The sequence below is a fragment of the Pseudarthrobacter polychromogenes genome (genome assembly GCF_014644495.1).
Taxonomy (GTDB): Bacteria; Actinomycetota; Actinomycetes; order Actinomycetales; family Micrococcaceae; genus Arthrobacter; species Arthrobacter polychromogenes.
On sequence record NZ_BMKU01000023.1, the window covers coordinates 1 to 16,249 of the forward strand.

A 16,249-nucleotide genomic window follows, 5' to 3' on the forward strand; every position below is an offset into this window, starting at 1 on the left:
GACCGGGAGGCACTAAAGACCGAACTGGGCCAAAAACTCTCACTGGCCCTGGACTCCTCCAGCAGCGACGGACTCGACTTCGCCTCCAGCGAGAACACCACCACCACCAACCGGCCCAAACTCATCCTCACCCTGACCTCCCCCTAGGGGATCGTGGCTGAGCGAGTGGAAACGGCTCCTCACCAGTGATCCCGAGTGCCATACTGAGCCATGGTTTTAGGGATGACCCGGGGTGGAACAGCGCTGAGGTACGCCGCGGTCTCGGTCCTGCTGATCGCGGCCCAGGTGGGCAGCATGTGGTTTCGCTCAGCCGGTGTCTACCAGGGAGACGCGAACGTTCCGCTCAGGGAATTCCCGGAGGATCTGGACGTCTTCTTCGTTCTGACCTTCGCCCCCACGGTCGTCGGCCTCAAATATCTTGCCTACGACGCAGCCGTGAGGGCATTTACCAAGGACTACAGGACGCCTGCACTGCTCGTCTGCTTCGGCGCCGGCTACGCGGCCGCCTTCGCGATGGACGTTGCCTGCCTGTTTGCGGCGTCGAGGCCCGTGTCCGATTCGGGGCTCGCCATCCTGGGCACAATCCTGCAAAGCCCGCTGGCCCTCGTCGCAGCCGGGGGCGTTATCGCCGCGACTGTCCTCTTGAAGGACAGGCCCCCGTACACCGGGGCCACACGCTCCTCCGGCCCCTAAGGCAGCCGCCGTCGTAAACTTACGACGGCGGCTGCCGGCTCGTCTGCCAGGCTCCCCTACTGTCCCGGCGCCCTACTGTCCCGGCGCGCGGTAGGTCGGCGTCTTCTTGGCGGCTTCGTCCAGATCCTCCACCGTCAGGAGCGGCTTCAGGCGGACGTTGACGTTCCCGCTCGAATTGATCAGCAGCGACAGGGCAGCGGCACTTGCATCGTCCGGCGCCTCGAAAACTCCAAGGACGTCGTAGTAACCAAAGGCGTAGTAAAAGCTCTCCAGCGTTCCGCCTACGGACGTGAGGGCCTCCACCAGCGCCTCACGCCGTCTGGTGCCGCCTTCCTGCATGAGCCCCTTGATTCCCTGGCCAACGTAGGTCGCTTCAAACAGATACTTCGGCATGATGTTTCCTCCTGTATTTTGCGGTGCAGGAGCGGCCCAGATCCGGCCCTTCATTCCGTGGTAGCGGGGTGCCTGACCCCGCTACGGCAGAAACTATTCCTCCGCCTGCAGGCAGTCAATAGGCCGGGGAATACCCGCTGGTTCCGGGGCCGGCGCACCCAAGCGGCGTGCCGCCGTCGTACTCCCCTTCAAGAACCCGGCGTACCCTGAAGCCATGGAATCCGAGGTCCGGAACCTGACCCTGCGCACCGGCATCACGGTGCCGTGCCTGATCCAGGGAGATGCTGGCGCGGCACCGCTGCTCCTGCTGCATGCGTGGGGCGAATCCCACCGCTGCTTCGACCGCTTGCTGCCCGGGCTGGCCGGCTTCCGGGTCTACGCACCGGACCTCCGCGGCCAGGGCGAGGCGGACAAACCCGGGGACGGCTACTCCCTGGCGGAGCAAGCCGAGGACGCGGCGGCCATCCTGGACGCAGCCGGCGTGGAGACGGCGTTTGTCCTCGGTTCCTCCAGCGGCGGTTACGTGGCCCAGCAGCTCGCGGCATCGCATCCCGGGCGGGTGGCCGGGTTGGTCCTGGTGGGGTCGCCGCTGAGCCTGCAGAGGCGGCCGGCCTTCGCCGAGGAGGTGGACCGGCTGGCCGACCCCATCAATGAGGACTGGGTCCGGTCGTCGCTTTCCTGGTTCACCCTGCACCAGCCTGTTCCGGGCTGGTACCTGGAGGAGCGGGTGCGCGACGGCATCCGGATGCCTGCCCACGTGTGGAAGAAGATCCTGGCCGGGCTGACCGCTGCCGCTCCGCCCACCGAAGCCGGCGCCATCCGGACGCCTACGCTGATCCTCTACGGCGGCCAGGATGACCTGCTGCCACGGCAGGACCAGGAGGTTCTGGTCTCGCGGATTCCGGGTGCCGTGCTGACGGTGTATCCCGACGCCGGGCACCTGGTCCTGTGGGAGTGCCCGGACCGGGTGGCGTCGGATGCCGCGGCGTTCCTGCACGCGCTGGAAAAGACCCCGGCCGGCCCCAACGATTCCGGGCCCTTCTATCACGGCACCAAGGCCGATGTGCGGCCCGGGGACCTGCTGGTTCCCGGCTACGCCTCCAATTACGGGGGACGGAACGCCGCGAACCACATCTACTTCACGGCCACAATGGACGCGGCCACCTGGGGCGCCGAACTCAGCGCGGGCGAGGGACCCGGCAGGATCTACCGGGTGGAGCCCACCGGCCCGTTCCAGGACGACCCCAACCTCACCGACAAGAAGTTCCCCGGCAACCCCACCCGGTCCTACCGCACCCGCGAACCCCTCCGCGTGCTCGGGGAGGTTCCGGAGTGGCAGCCGCACTCCCCCGAGGCGTTGCAGCACATGCGCAGCCACCTGGAAGAACTGAAGCGGCAGGGCGTCGAGGCCATCGACTAACCGGGCGGGCAAGGCCACTTGGCCCTACCCGTATCCGGCAACGCGGCACAGACTGAACAGGTAGGCATCAGGGCCTCACGCCCGCGGGTCCTGCACGAAACGCTCACCAAGCCGCGGGCTCTGAGGAACGTTCTAAAATGCCGATCGCCAAAGGGCGCCACCCCCAGCGCACCCGGGCCGCACAATCCGGGAGCCCGCGGCGGGACGCCGTCCGGCGGGTCCTCCTGGCTGCCGGGCCGCTGTCTTCGCTGCTCTACGTGGTGGCCACGGACGGGCTGGCGGCATCCCGATGGGAGGGGTACCGCCGCACGGAGCAGATGGTGAGCGAACTGTTCGCGGTGGGATCCCCCGGCCGGGACATCCTGGTCACGTTCACATGGCTCTATACAGCCCTGTTCGTCGCTTTCGGAGCAGGTGTGTGGAACTCCGTCCGCGGGAACCGCGCCCTGCGCACCGCGGGCGGCCTGCTCATCGCGTACGGGCTGTGGAACATCATGGGCGCCCTGTACCCGCTGACGCTGGGAGACGATGCGTCCGTTCCCATGCATATCTTCGCCACGAACATCCAGCTCGCACTGATGGTGGCCGCGATGTGCTTCGTGGCGGCGGGGTTCCATGGCCGGATGCGGTGGTATTCGATCCTCTCGCTCGCCGCCTCCGCGCTCATGGGCATGGTGGCGTTCATGGCAGCTCCCGGGCCGAACCTGGTGCTAGGCATCGGCGAGCGAATCAGCATCGGGGCGTTCCTGCTGTGGGTGGCAGTCCTCGCGGCGGCGCTGTGGAGGAGTGCGCAGGACGAGCCAGCCGAGGAACGTCGCCAACCATCCGCTCGTTGAGGTGTTATGGGAAAGCGTGCTGCCATCGTGGCAGGATTGTTCGCGGCTGCAATTGCGGTGGCTGTGGGGCTCTACCTGTTCCAGCCTTGGCGGATCTTCACCAGCTCCACCGTGACCGAGGACATTCCAGCCGCTGCCCCGGCCGCTGTCCCGTCCCAGGAATCGACGGCGGAACCCAGCGCCCCCGCTGCATCCGCCACGCCCGCCGCACCGGCCCCACCGGCCGCACCCGCCGCTCCGCGTGAACTGGCAACAGGCCAGCTCATCAGCCACGAACATGCCAGCTCCGGAACGGTGAGAATTCTTGAGCTCGCGGACGGGAGCCGGATCCTCCGGCTCGAAGGCCTTGACACTTCTGATGGGCCGGACTTGAAGGTGTGGCTGAGCGATGCCCCGGTCATTGAGGGAGTGGCAGGCTGGCACGTCTTCGACGACGGCGCCTACCTGGATCTGGGCGCGCTCAAAGCCAACAAAGGCGATCAGAACTACGAAATCCCGGCCGCAGCTGTTCTGGGCGACTACACCTCGGTCAGCATCTGGTGCGCGCGTTTCGCTGTGTCCTTCGCCGCTGCCGAGCTGAACACGTAGTCCGTGCTCCGGCCCGCAACGTCCGTCCCTGGGGCGCGCACACCGCTGACGTAACGTTCGACGGCGAAGTGACCGCCGCCGTCGGGCCCGGCGCGTGCCGTCCGTTTCGCGATCATGGGTTAGAGCAGAGCGGTGACGACGGGGATGCTGGTGGTGAGTCCGAGCGCAATGAAGACCACGCCGGAGATGCAGTGGATCCATTGGGTAACCGCGGGCCGGTTGAGCCAGGTTCCGGCGGTGTGTGCACCGAGAGCGACGACGGCGAGGTAGCTGCCAATGACGGCTGCCACGGTGCCGCCAACCACGGCGACGACGTAAAGGGGACCCGCGCCGGTGGGGCTGAACTGCGGTATGAGGGCGAGGAAGAACAACCCGGTCTTGGGGTTCGTGAGGCAACACAACACCCCTGCACCGAACGCCGACCACCTCGTTGGGATACCCCCTCCTGGCTGAAGGTCACCGGCAGGGGTATCAGCGGAGGCATCACCTGGGCCTACGGCGAGGAGGGTGCTGGCGCGTGGCCCCTGCGCTCCGGCCACAGATCCTGCTGCCACCGATTTCCTCGCTGCCATGCGGGTGCGGGTGTGGGTGGTGAGGGCGCGGTAGCCGAGGTAGAAGAGGTAGGCACCTCCCAGGACGCGAAGGGTGTGGAAGGCCACGGGCGAGTCCTGGAGGAAGGCTGCAACACCCGCAGCAACCAGGCCCGCCCACACGAAGATCCCTGACGCGGAGCCGACGGCGACGAAGATCCCTGCGCTCCGTCTGCGCAATGCGTACTGGAGGGTCAGCAGCGTGTCCGGCCCTGGGGTGATGGCGAGGATTACGGCTACTCCCAGCAGGGCGAGGTAGTTCGATGTGTCCACGGGAACGGCCTTTCGGGCGGGTCGGGCAGGGATGGCGGCGGAGCGCCGGGCCTCAGGAGGGGGTGCGGCGCGGAGGCCCACTTTAATCCGTTGCCCCGCACCCTTCCCTTCACTTTGGCACGGGAACATCGTGAGGGACCAGCAAGTATTTCCGTCGAATCATCAGGCATCGGCATACAATCGGCACATGCTGGATCCCCATAAGCTCATCATTCTGCGGGCGGTCATCGCTGCCGGTTCCGTTCAGGGCGCGGCCGCAGGCCTGCACCTCACTCCCGCCACGGTGAGCCAGCACTTGCAGGCCCTGGCCAGGCAGACCGGGCTGGTGCTGTTCGAGAAGAGTGGCCGGGGCATCGAGGCCACGCCGGCTGCCCTCCATCTGGCGGAGGAAAGCAGCCAGGCGCTTGCTGACCTGGAACGCCTCGAACGTACGGTGGCAGACCTCAGGGCAGGCCGGGCCGAGCGCATCACATTTGCTTGTTTCGCGTCCGTCGCCCAGGCGTGGATGCCGCATGTGGTGGGCGTGCTGCGAACCGCCTCTCCTGAAACTGTGGTGGAGATCAGCATCAACGAGCTCCACCCGGGCGGAGGACGGCACCAGCCTGACATTGACATCCGGAACGAGGCGCTCGATGCGGACCCGCTCACCATTGAGGGCTATCAGCGGCATGTCCTGGACGAGGAGGAACTGCGGCTGGTCCTCCCCCTGAACCACCCCCTGTGCTCGCAGGACGCAGTGGCCCTGATCCAGCTGCGGGACGAAGCATGGATCGACCACGACATTCACGACGGCCCGACCGGCCGCATCATCACCCGGGCCTGCACAACGGCAGGGTTCACTCCACGGTACGTAGCCCGGCTCGATGACCACCATGCCGCGATCAGCCTTACCGCTGCCGGCCTGGGAGTGACTGTCCTTCCCGGGATCGCGCTGTCAGGACTCCCCGGGAACCTCACCGACCGCCCCCTTACCGGTCCCACAGTGAGCCGCCGCATCGTGGCCTTCACCCGCGCACACCCCGTCCGGGCCCGCCTCATCCACACCGCACTCACAGCACTCCGGGAAGCCGCTGCTCCGAAAATGGTCCACGCGCAGCCGGGAAAGTAGGGCACTTCTGCCCTGTGCACCACGCGGCGAGGGGACTAGCCTGATCCGCATCAGTGCCCACCGCCGTCGAGGAGCCGTCATGCCCGGGTTTGTGCAGATCATCGAGTTCAGGACCTCACGTATCAAGGAAATCGAAGAGCTCGGCCGACCCTCAAGAACCGAGGGAAGCACTGCGCCCACGTTCCGCCGCATTGTTGCCACGGCGGACAGGGACCACCCGGGGACCTACTTCACCATCGTGGACTTCGATTCCTTCGACTCGGCAATGGAGAATTCCGGCCGGCCGGAAACCTCGGAGTTCGCTGCCAAGATGGCGAAGCTTTGCGACGGGCCCGTGATCTTCCACAACCTGGATGTCATGTGGGAGGACACCGGAGACGGTGCGGGCAACGGCTAGGGGCAGGACATGGCTTCAGGAAGCACTGAGCAGGGCAGCGCCGGGCCGGACCTGGTTGTTGATCTCGGCAACATGGCATCAGCGTCGCTTGCCACCGTGGGCGGCAAGGCCCTCAACCTGGGCCGGCTTGTGACCGCGGGCTTCCCGGTTCCGCCGGGGTTCTGCCTGACGACAGCGGCCTACCGGATGGCCGCACCCACCGATCTGGACGCCATTGCCGCCCGACTGGACGGCGCCGGGATCGATGGGACTGGGGCGCGAAGCGTCGAAGAGGCGGAAAGGCCCGACGGCGGCCGCGGACTTGCAAACGACGACCGGGACAGCCTCGCGCGGCAGGCACGCGACGTGATCTTGGCAGGGCCGGTGCCGCCCGACGTCGACGCAGCCATCCGCGAGGCCTATGCCGCGATGGGCAGCGGCCCGGTGGCGGTGCGCTCCTCCGCCACCGCCGAAGACCTCCCCTTCGCCAGCTTCGCAGGGCAGCAGGACTCCTTCATGGACGTGGACGGAGCCGATGCCGTCGTCGAGGCCGTCCGGCGCTGCTGGGCCTCCCTTTGGACGGACCGGGCGGTGGCCTACCGAACCACGAACGGGATCAGCCACCGCGAGGTGGGCCTCGCCGTCGTCATTCAGCGCATGGTGGACGCCGCCACGGCCGGCGTGCTGTTCACCGCCAATCCGGTGACGGGCACCCGGACCCAGACGGTCATCGATGCCAGCGCGGGGCCGGGACAGGCGGTGGTGTCCGGCGCCGTGAACCCGGACCACTTCGTGGTGGAGACGGCGTCGGGCCGGATCCTGCAGCAGCCAAAGGACACACGGCCCAGCCTGGCGGACGCACAGCTTCGCGAACTCACCTCCCTCGGGGACGACGCCCAGCGGCTGTTCGGCGCGCCGCAGGATGTGGAATGGGTGATCGACGGCGGCGGCAAGGCCTGGCTGACCCAGTCGCGGCCCGTCACCACGCTCTACCCGCTGCCGGAGGAGGACCCGTTCACCGGGCAAGCCGGCACGGACGGCGCTGCCGCCGGCACAGATACCCGCGTGTATCTGTGCGGAACACTGATGCAGGGCCTGACCCGCCCGCTCACCCCAATGGGCCTCCACGTGCTGGCCCTCATGCGCGGCAACAACAACGGGCCGTGGAAAACCCTGAACCCGGGCCTGCGGATGTACGTGGACCTGACACCCATCCTCCGCAACAAATCCGGCCGCGAGGTCCTGGCCAGGATGCTCCCGCTCGCGGACGGACGGTCAGCAGCGATCCTCCCTGGGCTCCTGGAGGATCCGCGGTTCAGCGTTGCCCGGCCGCCCCGCAAAAAATCCGGCCGCAAGGGCGGCACCGCCCCTGCCCGGAAGCAGCCCAATGGCGCCGAAGGCACCCAGGGCCTGGGCGTCTTCCTGGGGATCATTCCGGGCATGGTCCGCGCCCTGCTGTGGCCGGACCGGGAACTGCGGAGGGCGTGGCGGTACCAGGACCGCCTCGCATCCCGGCTGGCCCTCCCCCTGCCGGCCACTGCGGCCAGCCGGCTCCAGCACACCGAGGACATCCTGGCCACGTCGGTCAACAGGCTGATCCAGGCCTCGCTGCCGGCACCGGCCATGGGATACCTGATGCTGGCGGCGGCCCGCAGGCTGCTGCGCGGAATAGCCGAGCCGCGGGAACTTGAGGCTGTGCTGCGCGGGCTTCCCCACAATGTGACCACCATTATGGACCTGGAGCTCTGGCACCTGGCGGTGTCCCTGGGCGGGGATCCGGAGGCCCGCCGGGCGTTCACGGAACTGAATCCCGGGGAGCTTGCCGGCCGCTACCGGTCGGGCACGCTGCCCGCTCCGGCCCAGTCCGGGCTGGAGGCGTTCCTGTCAAAGTACGGCCACCGGGCCGTGGCGGAGATCGACCTGGGGATGCCCAGATGGTCCGAGGAACCGGACCACATCCTCGGAATGGTCTCCAACTATCTCCGCGTGGAGGATCCCGAACAGGCGCCCGACCGCCAGTTCGCCAGGGCAGCCGGGCACGCCGAGGCCCGGATCAGCGAGCTGGTGGAACGTGCCGGGACGAAGAGCCGGCTGCGGGGGCGCCTGGTGGCGTTGTGCCTGCGCCGCACACGCCAGCTCGCCGGCCTGCGGGAACTGCCCAAGTTCTGCATTGTGCTGGTACTGGCGGAGATGCACCGGCAGCTGGCGGAGGTGGGCGCCGAACTGGTGAAGAACGGAACCATCGGCGACGCCGGTGACGTGTTCTTCCTGGACTTCGACGAACTGCGTGTGGGCCTTCGCGGCGCGGACCTGAAGGGAATCGTCACCCGCCGCCGTCGGCTGTACGACGTAGAACTGCGGCGCCGGCGCATTCCGCGCCTCCTGCTTTCGGACGGCACCGACGTGGAAGCCGCCATGATGGCGGCGGCCGCCGCCCTGCCGCAACAGGCTGCCGCGGACCGCCTAACGGGGACACCCGCTTCCGCGGGCACCGCCACCGGGAAGGTCAGGGTGATCATGGACCCCGTGGGTGCCCGCCTGGAACCCGGCGAAATCCTGGTGGCACCCTCCACGGACCCCGGGTGGACGCCGCTCTTCATGACGGCAGGGGCCTTGGTGATGGAGATGGGCGGCGTCGTCTCGCACGGGGCCGTGGTGGCACGCGAATACGGCATCCCCGCGGTGGTGGGTGTTGCCGATGCCACCACGCGGCTGCACGACGGCCAGAGCATCACGGTGGACGGTGCGGCCGGAACCGTGACCTGGTGATGCCGGGAGAACTGGCCGCTGAGCCGAGTTTGCTGAAGGTGCCTCCTGCCAAAGCCGGACGCGTAATGATGGGGACGTGCTGGGGTCCGTTGACGGATAAACCAAAAGGCGAGGCCCTCGGACCTCGCCTTTCGGTTTATACATCTTTGCCTTTGTCCGCGCTCACCAACGGTTATTGCAGTTGGAGCACCAGTCTTGGTGGGGTCGTCGTCTCTCTTGAGCCGAAGTCGGCCCCGTCGCTGCTGGTGGCGTTCATGCCAAGCGACAGGATCCCGGCCAGCTCGCCCTGCAGAGCTGACGCAGCCAGTGTCACTTCGTAGTTGGTGTTGGCCGTGACCGGTCCAAGACTGCCCAACACGCTGCTGCCCAGGGCCGGCCTTGTGCTGTACGTAAGGCCGCCCTCAGTCCACGTGTCGTCCGTAACCAACCTCACGTTCTGCGTACCCACCGAGCCGCTGGTCGTCGCCCGCAGTTGAAGCTTCGCACTTACGATCGTTTTCCCTGCGAGTGCCGACAAGTCGAACTTCAGGTAGGCATTTTCCACGGGGCTGTTGTCCACGGCGAGCTTCGGCGCCGTCCCATAGTTCGTCGTCGCCGCACCACTGGACACATAGGTGTCCGCTGTCGCCGTCAACGTCACCGTGTCCGAGGGCGTAGTAGCCGCGGCTGTAGTGAATGTCCACGTCTTCGCCACCACTGTGTTGCCGGCGGAGTCTTTCGCTCCGCTGACTCTCGCCGTGTATTGCGTACCAGGTTTGAGATTGGCTGTGGGATCCAAGGTGGCAGTGTTGTTGCTGAGGGTGACGACTGCATCCACAGGAGTGGTTGACGTTCCCTCGGCCAGCGTGAACGTCGTGTTGTTGACCGTCGTCGAGTCCATGGCCTCCGAAAATGTAGCCGTGACGTTTCCGCTGACCGCTGCGTCTGGTGCATTCTCTGCAGGAGTCACCGAGGCAACCGTGGGTGCGGTGGTATCCCCGGGTGGCGTCCCCGTGCCCGATCCCAGTTGAAGCACCAGCCGTGGTGGGGCCGTCGTCTCTCTTGAGCCGAAGTCGGCCCCGTCGCTGCTGGTGGCGTTGATGCCAAGCGACAGGATGCCGCCCAGCTCGCCCTGCAGGGCTGACGCACTCAGGGTCACTTCATAGTTCGTGTTCGATGTGACCGGTCCGAGGCTGCCCAGCACGCTGCTGCCCAGGGCCGGCCTTGTGCTGTACGTGAGGCCGCCCTCAGTCCACGTGTCGTCCGCAACCAGCCTCACGTTCTGTGTTCCCACTGAGCCGCTGGTCGTTGCACGCAGTTGAAGCTTCGCACTTACGACCGTCTTTCCTGCAAGTGCAGACAAATCGAACTTCAGGTAGGCATTTTCCACCGGGCTGTTGTCCACTGCGAGCTTGGGCGCCGTCCCATAGTTCGTCGTCGCCGCCCCGCTGGACACATAGGTGTCCGCTGTGGCCGTCAACGTCACGGATTGCGGCGCCGAGGTGTCGATGACCCACGTTCGCTCCGCAGGAGTTGGGTCCGCGTTGCCAGCCGCGTCGGTCGCCCGCACTGCGAAGACGTGCGAGCCAACTGTGAGGTCAGCGTATGTCTTCGGCGACGTACATCCCTCGAAGGCAGCCCCATCCAGGGCGCACTCGAAGGTCGCGGGCTCCGTTGCAGTGAAGGTGAACTCAGCTGAAGTGCTGCTGCTGGTACCAGAGGGACCACCTGTTATCGATGTATCGGGCGGTGTGGTGTCCGGTCCTGGGTCTCCTCCTCCACCGTCTGCGCCTATTTGACGCGGGTCAAAAGTGGTGTCCACAAGCAGCTTTGGGCTGAAAGCATCGGCAATTTGCTGCCAGGAGACGAGCTTGTGGTTTTGGTTGCCACTGTTGCCGTTGCCAGCATCTGTGTTGTTGTGGTCCTGGCTTGTGAAGAGTCCAGCGGGAAAGGTCGGTCCAAGTGGGAAGTTGGTGACATCAATCCCGTCCTGACCACTCACACCGTCGATGCCGCCTCCAGTCACGATCTTGAAGGAGCCGACGAAAGCGTTGTCATTGCGGTTGTAGACGACGAAGTTGGATCCGCCCTGGCTCGACACAATCAAATACCCGGTCCCCTGCCGGCCATAATAAATCGCGGTGTTCTTGATGTTGTCCACTATTCGTCCGCCGGTTGCCACAGTGCGGTCCACGAGTGTCCGGGTTGAACCGTCCCCCGGCTCAGCTCCGTACCGCCACACGCCGACTTCCTCCTCGGATACATAGAGACGTTGAAGCTCGTCATCTGCCGAAATGCCTTCGGAGCTGTCGCCGTTGTCGAAGGAACGCACGGCAGTACCGCGAACAGATCCGTTGGAGCCGTCCAGCTCGAACTGGCTTATCACGTTGGTGTTGAAGTCATGCACGAAGGCGTAATACTTCCCGGAGACCGGGGAGTGATACATTCCGAAGCCGCGAGGCCTGCCCGGTGTGGTGATGCGCCCCACCTCTGTCAACGACCGATCCGCGACGTTGACTTTGTAGAATCGAACGCCGGTGGACCCCTCATTCCTCTCCGTCACGCCGACGAGGGCGATGCGCTCACTGCCCAGCGGGAAGTTGTACCGGAGGTCGACGTTGTTCATACTGCCGTGCAGGTAGAAATGTAGCTGGCGCCCAGACAGGTCGTAGACCCCCACGCCCCCGGTACTTAATTTGTCCGTACCAATCACCACGCTTTGCGACGGATCCGTGGGGTGTATCCAGATCGCGGTGTCGTCTGCCGCATCGCTGGAGCTTGGAACGGGTGCTGTCTCTGCCACCGGAGCCACGAGGACGTCCGCCGCATGCGCTTGCGGGGCGATGAGTATGTTGAGGCTTGTGAGGGCGGCAGCTAAAACCGCAACAAGCAAAAGCCGAAGCAGCCTGGGGCCGTGGCGTAATGATCCGCCAGCCGCCTGCGTGCGTCGAACGCTGAGAGTAGGAGCCATGGATTTCCGATCCGTTGGCCGGCGCGCTGCACGAAGGCACCGTAGGGGCTGACGAGCAGGTGCGTGCCCACCTGTTTCGCCCCCAGCGGACTATCACCTTCCTACAAAAGGATCTGAACCACAAGGGAAATGCGACGCTATTCGTGCCATGTCGGGGTCTTCTGGGCTAAAGGGATAGACGGGACTTGAGGGGAACCGTCACGCGACGCCGTCGGCTACGACGTGGAACTGCGGCACCGGCGCATTCCGCGCCTTCTGCTCTCGGACGGCACGGGCGTTCGGCCGCCGGACTGGCGATGGCGGGCAGGGGCATTGTTGGGACATGATCTGAAGATGCGCCGATCCGGAAAGACCCTGTCCTGGTGGGTTCCGCCAGCTCTGCGTGGTTACAGGATGGAGTGGCTGCGCCATGACCTGCTGGCCGGCACCGCGCTTTTCGCGATCCTGGTCCCCGCGGGCATGGCGTACGCCCAGGCCGCCGGCCTGCCACCGGTGACCGGCCTGTACGCGACGGTGGTACCCCTGGTTGTCTACGCGATTGTTGGGCCGTCGCGCGTGCTGGTGCTGGGGCCGGATTCCTCGCTTGCCCCGATGATCGTTGCGGCCCTCATCCCTTTCGCCGCAGCCAACGACGCGGAATCCGTGGCGCTGGCGGGGCTCCTGGCCATCCTGATCGGCGTCATTCTGCTGTGTGGTTCGGCCCTGCGGCTGGGAATCGTCACGGGACTCCTGTCCAAGCCCATCCGGCTCGGCTACCTCAACGGCATCGCCTTGCTGGTGGCCGTGTCCCAGATTCCCACCCTTCTGGGGATCTCCGTGGAAGGCGGCACGCCCTGGGACAGACTCATCGCCGCGGTGCCGAAGGTACTCGCCGGGGAGACCAACATGGCGGCACTGCTGATTGGCCTGGCCTCGCTGGCGCTCATCCTGGTTCCCCGCTCGCTGAAATGGAAAATACCGGGCGTGCTGATTGCAGTGGTTGCGTCATGCATCGCCGTGGCCCTGCTGGAACTCCAGGGGCGCGTCCGGGTGACGGGCGCCCTTCCGCAGGGGCTCCCCGCGCCTGCCCTTGGCGGCATTGGCTGGGCCGACGTCCTGGCGTTGTTGCCCGCGGCCGCGGCCATCGCCCTCATCGTCTTTGTTGATACCGGAACCCTGTCCCAGTCCCTGGCCGCGGCGGAGGACAAAAGAGTCTCCGGCAACCATGAAATGGCTGCCCTGGGTGCGGCCAACGCGGCCAGCGGCCTGATGGGCGGCTTCCCGATCTCGGCCAGCACGTCCCGCACGCCCGTGGCCGTGGAGTCCGGGGCCAAAACCCAGGTCACGGGGGTGGTGGGCGCCGTCCTGGTGCTCGGCTTTATGCTCCTGGCGCCCGGCACCACCGAGTTCCTGCCGGCCGCCACCCTTGCCGCCATTGTCATCGCCGCAGCCGCAGCGCTGGCCGACCCTGCAGGTGTGCGGCGTCTCATCGGCATGAGCCGCAGTGAGTCGCTGGTGATGCTCGCGGCGTTCCTCGGGGTCACTATCCTGGGGGTCCTTACGGGCATCGCCGTTGCCGTTGGCCTGGCAATCCTGGACTTCCTGCGGCGGGCCTGGGAGCCCTACCGAGCTGAACTGGTGGACGTGCCCGGGGTGCCGGGATACCACGACGTGAGCCGCCATCCGGAAGGCGAACGCGTCCCCGGCATGCTGATCCTGCGCTTCGACGCACCACTGTTCTTCGGCAACGGAGCGCTGCTGGGGTCCTTCGTGCGCAACAAACTGGACCAGGCACCTGCCGGCACCGAACGCGTGGTGCTGGCGGCCGAGCCCGTGACCGGAATCGACACCACCGCACTGGACGAGCTGGTGCAGCTTGACGAATGGCTGGAACGGCACGGCGTGGACCTGGTGTTCGCGGAACTCAAGGGACCGGTCAAGGACAGGCTCCTGCAGTACGGCATGGCCGCCCGCTTCTCGCCCGGACACTTCTACCCGACGGTGGGCGAGGCAGTGCGGGCGTTCCAGCGGCGCTGACAGCAGAGTTCCCTAGCCGAACAGCGCCGCCACCCGGGTCAGGGTCTGGTAAATCCCGTACGCCAGCGGGACACCCACCAGCGCCCAGGCGACTGCGAGTTTGCCGGTGGACATGGTGGCGGGCGCCTTCGCGCCGGTGTTGTGTGCGGTGCTCATCTCAGGCCTCCATGGCAGGTTCGTGTGCCCGTCCGCGGTCCGGGCGGGGTTCGTGGAATCGTGCGTCCACCGGCTTGACCATCAGGTTGGCCAGGAAGCCGATCACCAGCAGCACCACCATGGTCAGCAGCGCCGGCTGGTAGGACACGGCGTTCAGCTGGCCGGGCTTGCCCTGGGCGTCCAGGAACGCGTTGACGATCAGCGGCCCGGCCACGCCCGCGGCGGACCAGGCGGTCAGCAGCCGGCCGTGGATGGCGCCCACCTGGTAGGTCCCGAAGAGGTCCCGCAGGTAGGCCGGCACGGTGGCGAAACCGCCGCCGTAGAAGGAGATGATGACGAACGCCAGCGCCACGTAGAGCACCGTGGTGGTGGAACCGGCCAGCGCCAGCACCGTGTAGAGCACGGCGCCGACGCCCAGGTACACCATGTAGATGCGCTTGCGGCCGGTGATGTCCGAGGTGGCGGACCAGGCAAAGCGTCCGGCCATGTTGCCGATGGACAGAAGCCCCACGAAGCCTGCGGCGACGGCGGCACTCACTAGGGAGACGCCGTCGGACTGGCGGAAGAAGTCCTGGATCATCGGCGCGGCCTGTTCCAGGATGCCGATGCCCGCTGTCACGTTGCAGAACAGCGCGACCCACACCAGCCAGAACTGCCTGGTCTTGACGGCGTTCTTGGCCGAGACGTTCTCCGTGGTGACCAGCTTGGCGGCCTTGACTTTGGCGGGATCGAACCCGGCCGGCTTCCAGCCGTCCGCGGGGACTTTGATGGTGAAGGCGCCGAACAGCATGTAGGCGAGGTAGACGACGGCGAGCGTCAGGAAGAGCCTTCCCACGGCATCGCCGCTGGCCACCCAGTCCGTGGCGCCGGAGTTGGGATCGTACATTTTGAGCAGCGCGGTGGAGACGGGGCTGGCGATCAGCGCGCCGCCGCCGAAGCCCATGATGGCCATGCCGGTGGCCAGGCCCGGGCGGTCCGGGAACCACTTGATCAGGGTGGACACCGGTGAGATGTAGCCGATGCCCAGGCCGATGCCGCCCACCACGCCGTAGCCGAGATACACGAGCCACAGCTGCTGAGTGAAGATGCCGAGCGAGCCGATCAGGAAGCCGCCCGCCCAGAACATGGCGGACGTGAACATGGCCTTGCGCGGGCCGTTCCGGTCCACCCAGGTGCCCATGATGGCGGCGGACAGGCCCAGCATCACGATGGCGATGGAGAAGATCACGCCGATCTCGGTCAGGCTGGCGCCGAAATGCTTGACCAGTGCCGTCTTGTACACGCTCGTGGCGTAGGCCTGGCCGATGCAGAGGTGGACGGCGAGCGCCGCGGGCGGCACCAGCCAGCGGTTGAATCCCGGCGGGGCAACGGTTCGTTCTCGGTCCAGCCAGCCCATGGTGCTCCCTTTGCTCGTCAAAGACGTCAGTGTCCTCTAGCTGCCGCGGCGCATACCCCTCCAGAGGCGAAAGTCCCTCTTATGCCGCTGCGGCCTCCGGCAATCATGGTGCAGATACTAAGCAAACGTATCTTTTGTGCGCCGAGCGGTAGGAAACGCGCGGCGAACGGCACCTTGCCTATCGCTTATGGCAATCGGGAAGCGTACGTTGGGCGTATACGCCGTACGAACAGGGTGCTTGCTGGGCACCGTTATTCCGGCCGCCAACGTCAAGGCCTGGCCATTCCCGCCGCGGGCTGCATCAGCCCATCAGGCGCCGCCGAGTACAGCACAGAGAAGCGAACCCATGACAACTGCAACCGTTCCGCGTTCCCGCCCCAACCCAAAGACCAGGTGGCTGGTGCCCGCCTCCCTGATCTTCCTCAGCCTGGTCCCGATCATCGCCGGAGGCGTCCGCCTGACCGACCTCACCGGAGGCCAGGTAACCCCGGACAACGCCAGGTTCTTCGACTCCCCCATTCCCGTGCTGATCCATATTCCTACCGTCACCCTCTACTTGGTGCTCGGAGCGTTCCAGTTCGTTCCCCCGCTGCGCCGCGGCAAAGGCGGCAGGCCTAGGGTGTGTCTCCTTATTGGCGTAGCCAGATGACGACGGCGTACAGGACGACGCCGGCTCGATAGGTCA

General features: G+C 66.4%; 14 protein-coding genes and 1 pseudogene. 10 read left to right on the plus strand and 5 right to left on the minus strand.

Annotated elements, in window-relative coordinates:
* Positions 1-222: 222 nt before the first annotated feature.
* A complete protein-coding gene (locus IEX43_RS19870) occupies positions 223-693 on the plus strand; it encodes a hypothetical protein (protein WP_188813959.1) in 471 nt (156 codons plus the stop codon).
* Between the two features lie 72 nt (positions 694-765).
* Here IEX43_RS19870 and IEX43_RS19875 read toward each other — a convergent pair whose 3' ends face one another.
* Positions 766-1,086 carry a GYD domain-containing protein gene (locus IEX43_RS19875; RefSeq protein WP_188813961.1) on the minus strand — a complete coding sequence of 107 codons (321 nt, stop codon included), beginning with the start codon at positions 1,084-1,086 and terminating at the stop codon, positions 766-768.
* 214 nt (positions 1,087-1,300) lie between these two features.
* On the opposite strand from IEX43_RS19875, the pseudogene IEX43_RS20590 reads away from it, so the two are divergent.
* The 4 genes and pseudogenes from IEX43_RS20590 to IEX43_RS19895 all read left to right on the plus strand — a co-directional run.
* Positions 1,301-2,047: pseudogene (locus tag IEX43_RS20590) on the plus strand (alpha/beta fold hydrolase); the annotation flags it as partial.
* 30 nt (positions 2,048-2,077) lie between these two features.
* Positions 2,078-2,506, plus strand: a complete 429-nt coding sequence (gene arr / locus IEX43_RS20595) for an NAD(+)--rifampin ADP-ribosyltransferase (RefSeq protein WP_344672590.1) — start codon at positions 2,078-2,080, stop codon at positions 2,504-2,506.
* A gap of 137 nt (positions 2,507-2,643) precedes the next feature.
* Positions 2,644-3,342, plus strand: coding sequence for a DUF998 domain-containing protein (locus IEX43_RS19890; RefSeq protein ID WP_188813963.1), 699 nt, complete (start codon positions 2,644-2,646; stop codon positions 3,340-3,342).
* Between the two features lie 6 nt (positions 3,343-3,348).
* Entirely contained in the window at positions 3,349-3,930 is a 582-nt protein-coding gene (locus IEX43_RS19895) for a DM13 domain-containing protein (protein WP_188813965.1), read from the plus strand.
* Between the two features lie 119 nt (positions 3,931-4,049).
* On the opposite strand, the gene IEX43_RS19900 is transcribed toward IEX43_RS19895, so the two are convergent.
* Positions 4,050-4,793, minus strand: coding sequence for a LysE family translocator (locus IEX43_RS19900; RefSeq protein ID WP_188813967.1), 744 nt, complete (start codon positions 4,791-4,793; stop codon positions 4,050-4,052).
* 187 nt (positions 4,794-4,980) lie between these two features.
* On the opposite strand from IEX43_RS19900, the gene IEX43_RS19905 reads away from it, so the two are divergent.
* From IEX43_RS19905 to IEX43_RS19915, 3 genes are all read left to right on the plus strand, one after another.
* Entirely contained in the window at positions 4,981-5,901 is a 921-nt protein-coding gene (locus IEX43_RS19905; protein WP_188813969.1) for a LysR family transcriptional regulator, read from the plus strand.
* Positions 5,902-5,980: 79 nt separating this feature from the next.
* A complete protein-coding gene (locus IEX43_RS19910; RefSeq protein ID WP_188813971.1) occupies positions 5,981-6,298 on the plus strand; it encodes a hypothetical protein in 318 nt (105 codons plus the stop codon).
* A 9-nt stretch (positions 6,299-6,307) separates the two neighbouring features.
* Positions 6,308-9,046 (plus strand): PEP/pyruvate-binding domain-containing protein, encoded by a 2,739-nt coding sequence (locus IEX43_RS19915; protein WP_188813973.1) that lies wholly within the window; start codon positions 6,308-6,310, stop codon positions 9,044-9,046.
* A 172-nt stretch (positions 9,047-9,218) separates the two neighbouring features.
* Here the strand turns inward: IEX43_RS19915 and IEX43_RS19920 are convergent, their stop codons facing one another.
* Entirely contained in the window at positions 9,219-11,996 is a 2,778-nt protein-coding gene (locus IEX43_RS19920; RefSeq protein WP_188813975.1) for a phytase, read from the minus strand.
* A gap of 393 nt (positions 11,997-12,389) precedes the next feature.
* On the opposite strand from IEX43_RS19920, the gene IEX43_RS19925 reads away from it, so the two are divergent.
* Positions 12,390-14,012, plus strand: coding sequence for a SulP family inorganic anion transporter (locus tag IEX43_RS19925; RefSeq protein ID WP_229666564.1), 1,623 nt, complete (start codon positions 12,390-12,392; stop codon positions 14,010-14,012).
* Positions 14,013-14,024: 12 nt separating this feature from the next.
* Here IEX43_RS19925 and IEX43_RS19930 read toward each other — a convergent pair whose 3' ends face one another.
* Entirely contained in the window at positions 14,025-14,168 is a 144-nt protein-coding gene (locus IEX43_RS19930) for an MFS transporter small subunit (protein ID WP_188730686.1), read from the minus strand.
* A 1-nt stretch (position 14,169) separates the two neighbouring features.
* The gene (locus IEX43_RS19935; RefSeq protein ID WP_188813983.1) at positions 14,170-15,564 is read right to left on the minus strand and encodes an OFA family MFS transporter; all 1,395 of its coding nucleotides are present in this window, start codon (positions 15,562-15,564) and stop codon (positions 14,170-14,172) included.
* A 346-nt stretch (positions 15,565-15,910) separates the two neighbouring features.
* Between IEX43_RS19935 and IEX43_RS19940 the strand changes: the two genes are divergently transcribed.
* Positions 15,911-16,213, plus strand: a complete 303-nt coding sequence (locus tag IEX43_RS19940) for a hypothetical protein (protein WP_188813979.1) — start codon at positions 15,911-15,913, stop codon at positions 16,211-16,213.
* Positions 16,214-16,249: the final 36 nt, after the last annotated feature.

What these genes read in the sequence shown, in the direction of transcription:
- IEX43_RS19870 (WP_188813959.1), top strand. Translation starts at nt 223, where the DNA reads ATGACCCGGGGTGGAACAGCGCTGAGGTACGCCGCGGTCTCGGTCCTG.
- IEX43_RS19875 (WP_188813961.1), bottom strand. Translation starts at nt 1,086, where the DNA reads ATGCCGAAGTATCTGTTTGAAGCGACCTACGTTGGCCAGGGAATCAAG.
- IEX43_RS19890 (WP_188813963.1), top strand. Translation starts at nt 2,644, where the DNA reads ATGCCGATCGCCAAAGGGCGCCACCCCCAGCGCACCCGGGCCGCACAA.
- IEX43_RS19895 (WP_188813965.1), top strand. Translation starts at nt 3,349, where the DNA reads ATGGGAAAGCGTGCTGCCATCGTGGCAGGATTGTTCGCGGCTGCAATT.
- IEX43_RS19905 (WP_188813969.1), top strand. Translation starts at nt 4,981, where the DNA reads ATGCTGGATCCCCATAAGCTCATCATTCTGCGGGCGGTCATCGCTGCC.
- IEX43_RS19910 (WP_188813971.1), top strand. Translation starts at nt 5,981, where the DNA reads ATGCCCGGGTTTGTGCAGATCATCGAGTTCAGGACCTCACGTATCAAG.
- IEX43_RS19915 (WP_188813973.1), top strand. Translation starts at nt 6,308, where the DNA reads ATGGCTTCAGGAAGCACTGAGCAGGGCAGCGCCGGGCCGGACCTGGTT.
- IEX43_RS19920 (WP_188813975.1), bottom strand. Translation starts at nt 11,996, where the DNA reads ATGGCTCCTACTCTCAGCGTTCGACGCACGCAGGCGGCTGGCGGATCA.
- IEX43_RS19925 (WP_229666564.1), top strand. Translation starts at nt 12,390, where the DNA reads ATGGAGTGGCTGCGCCATGACCTGCTGGCCGGCACCGCGCTTTTCGCG.
- IEX43_RS19930 (WP_188730686.1), bottom strand. Translation starts at nt 14,168, where the DNA reads ATGAGCACCGCACACAACACCGGCGCGAAGGCGCCCGCCACCATGTCC.
- IEX43_RS19935 (WP_188813983.1), bottom strand. Translation starts at nt 15,564, where the DNA reads ATGGGCTGGCTGGACCGAGAACGAACCGTTGCCCCGCCGGGATTCAAC.
- IEX43_RS19940 (WP_188813979.1), top strand. Translation starts at nt 15,911, where the DNA reads ATGACAACTGCAACCGTTCCGCGTTCCCGCCCCAACCCAAAGACCAGG.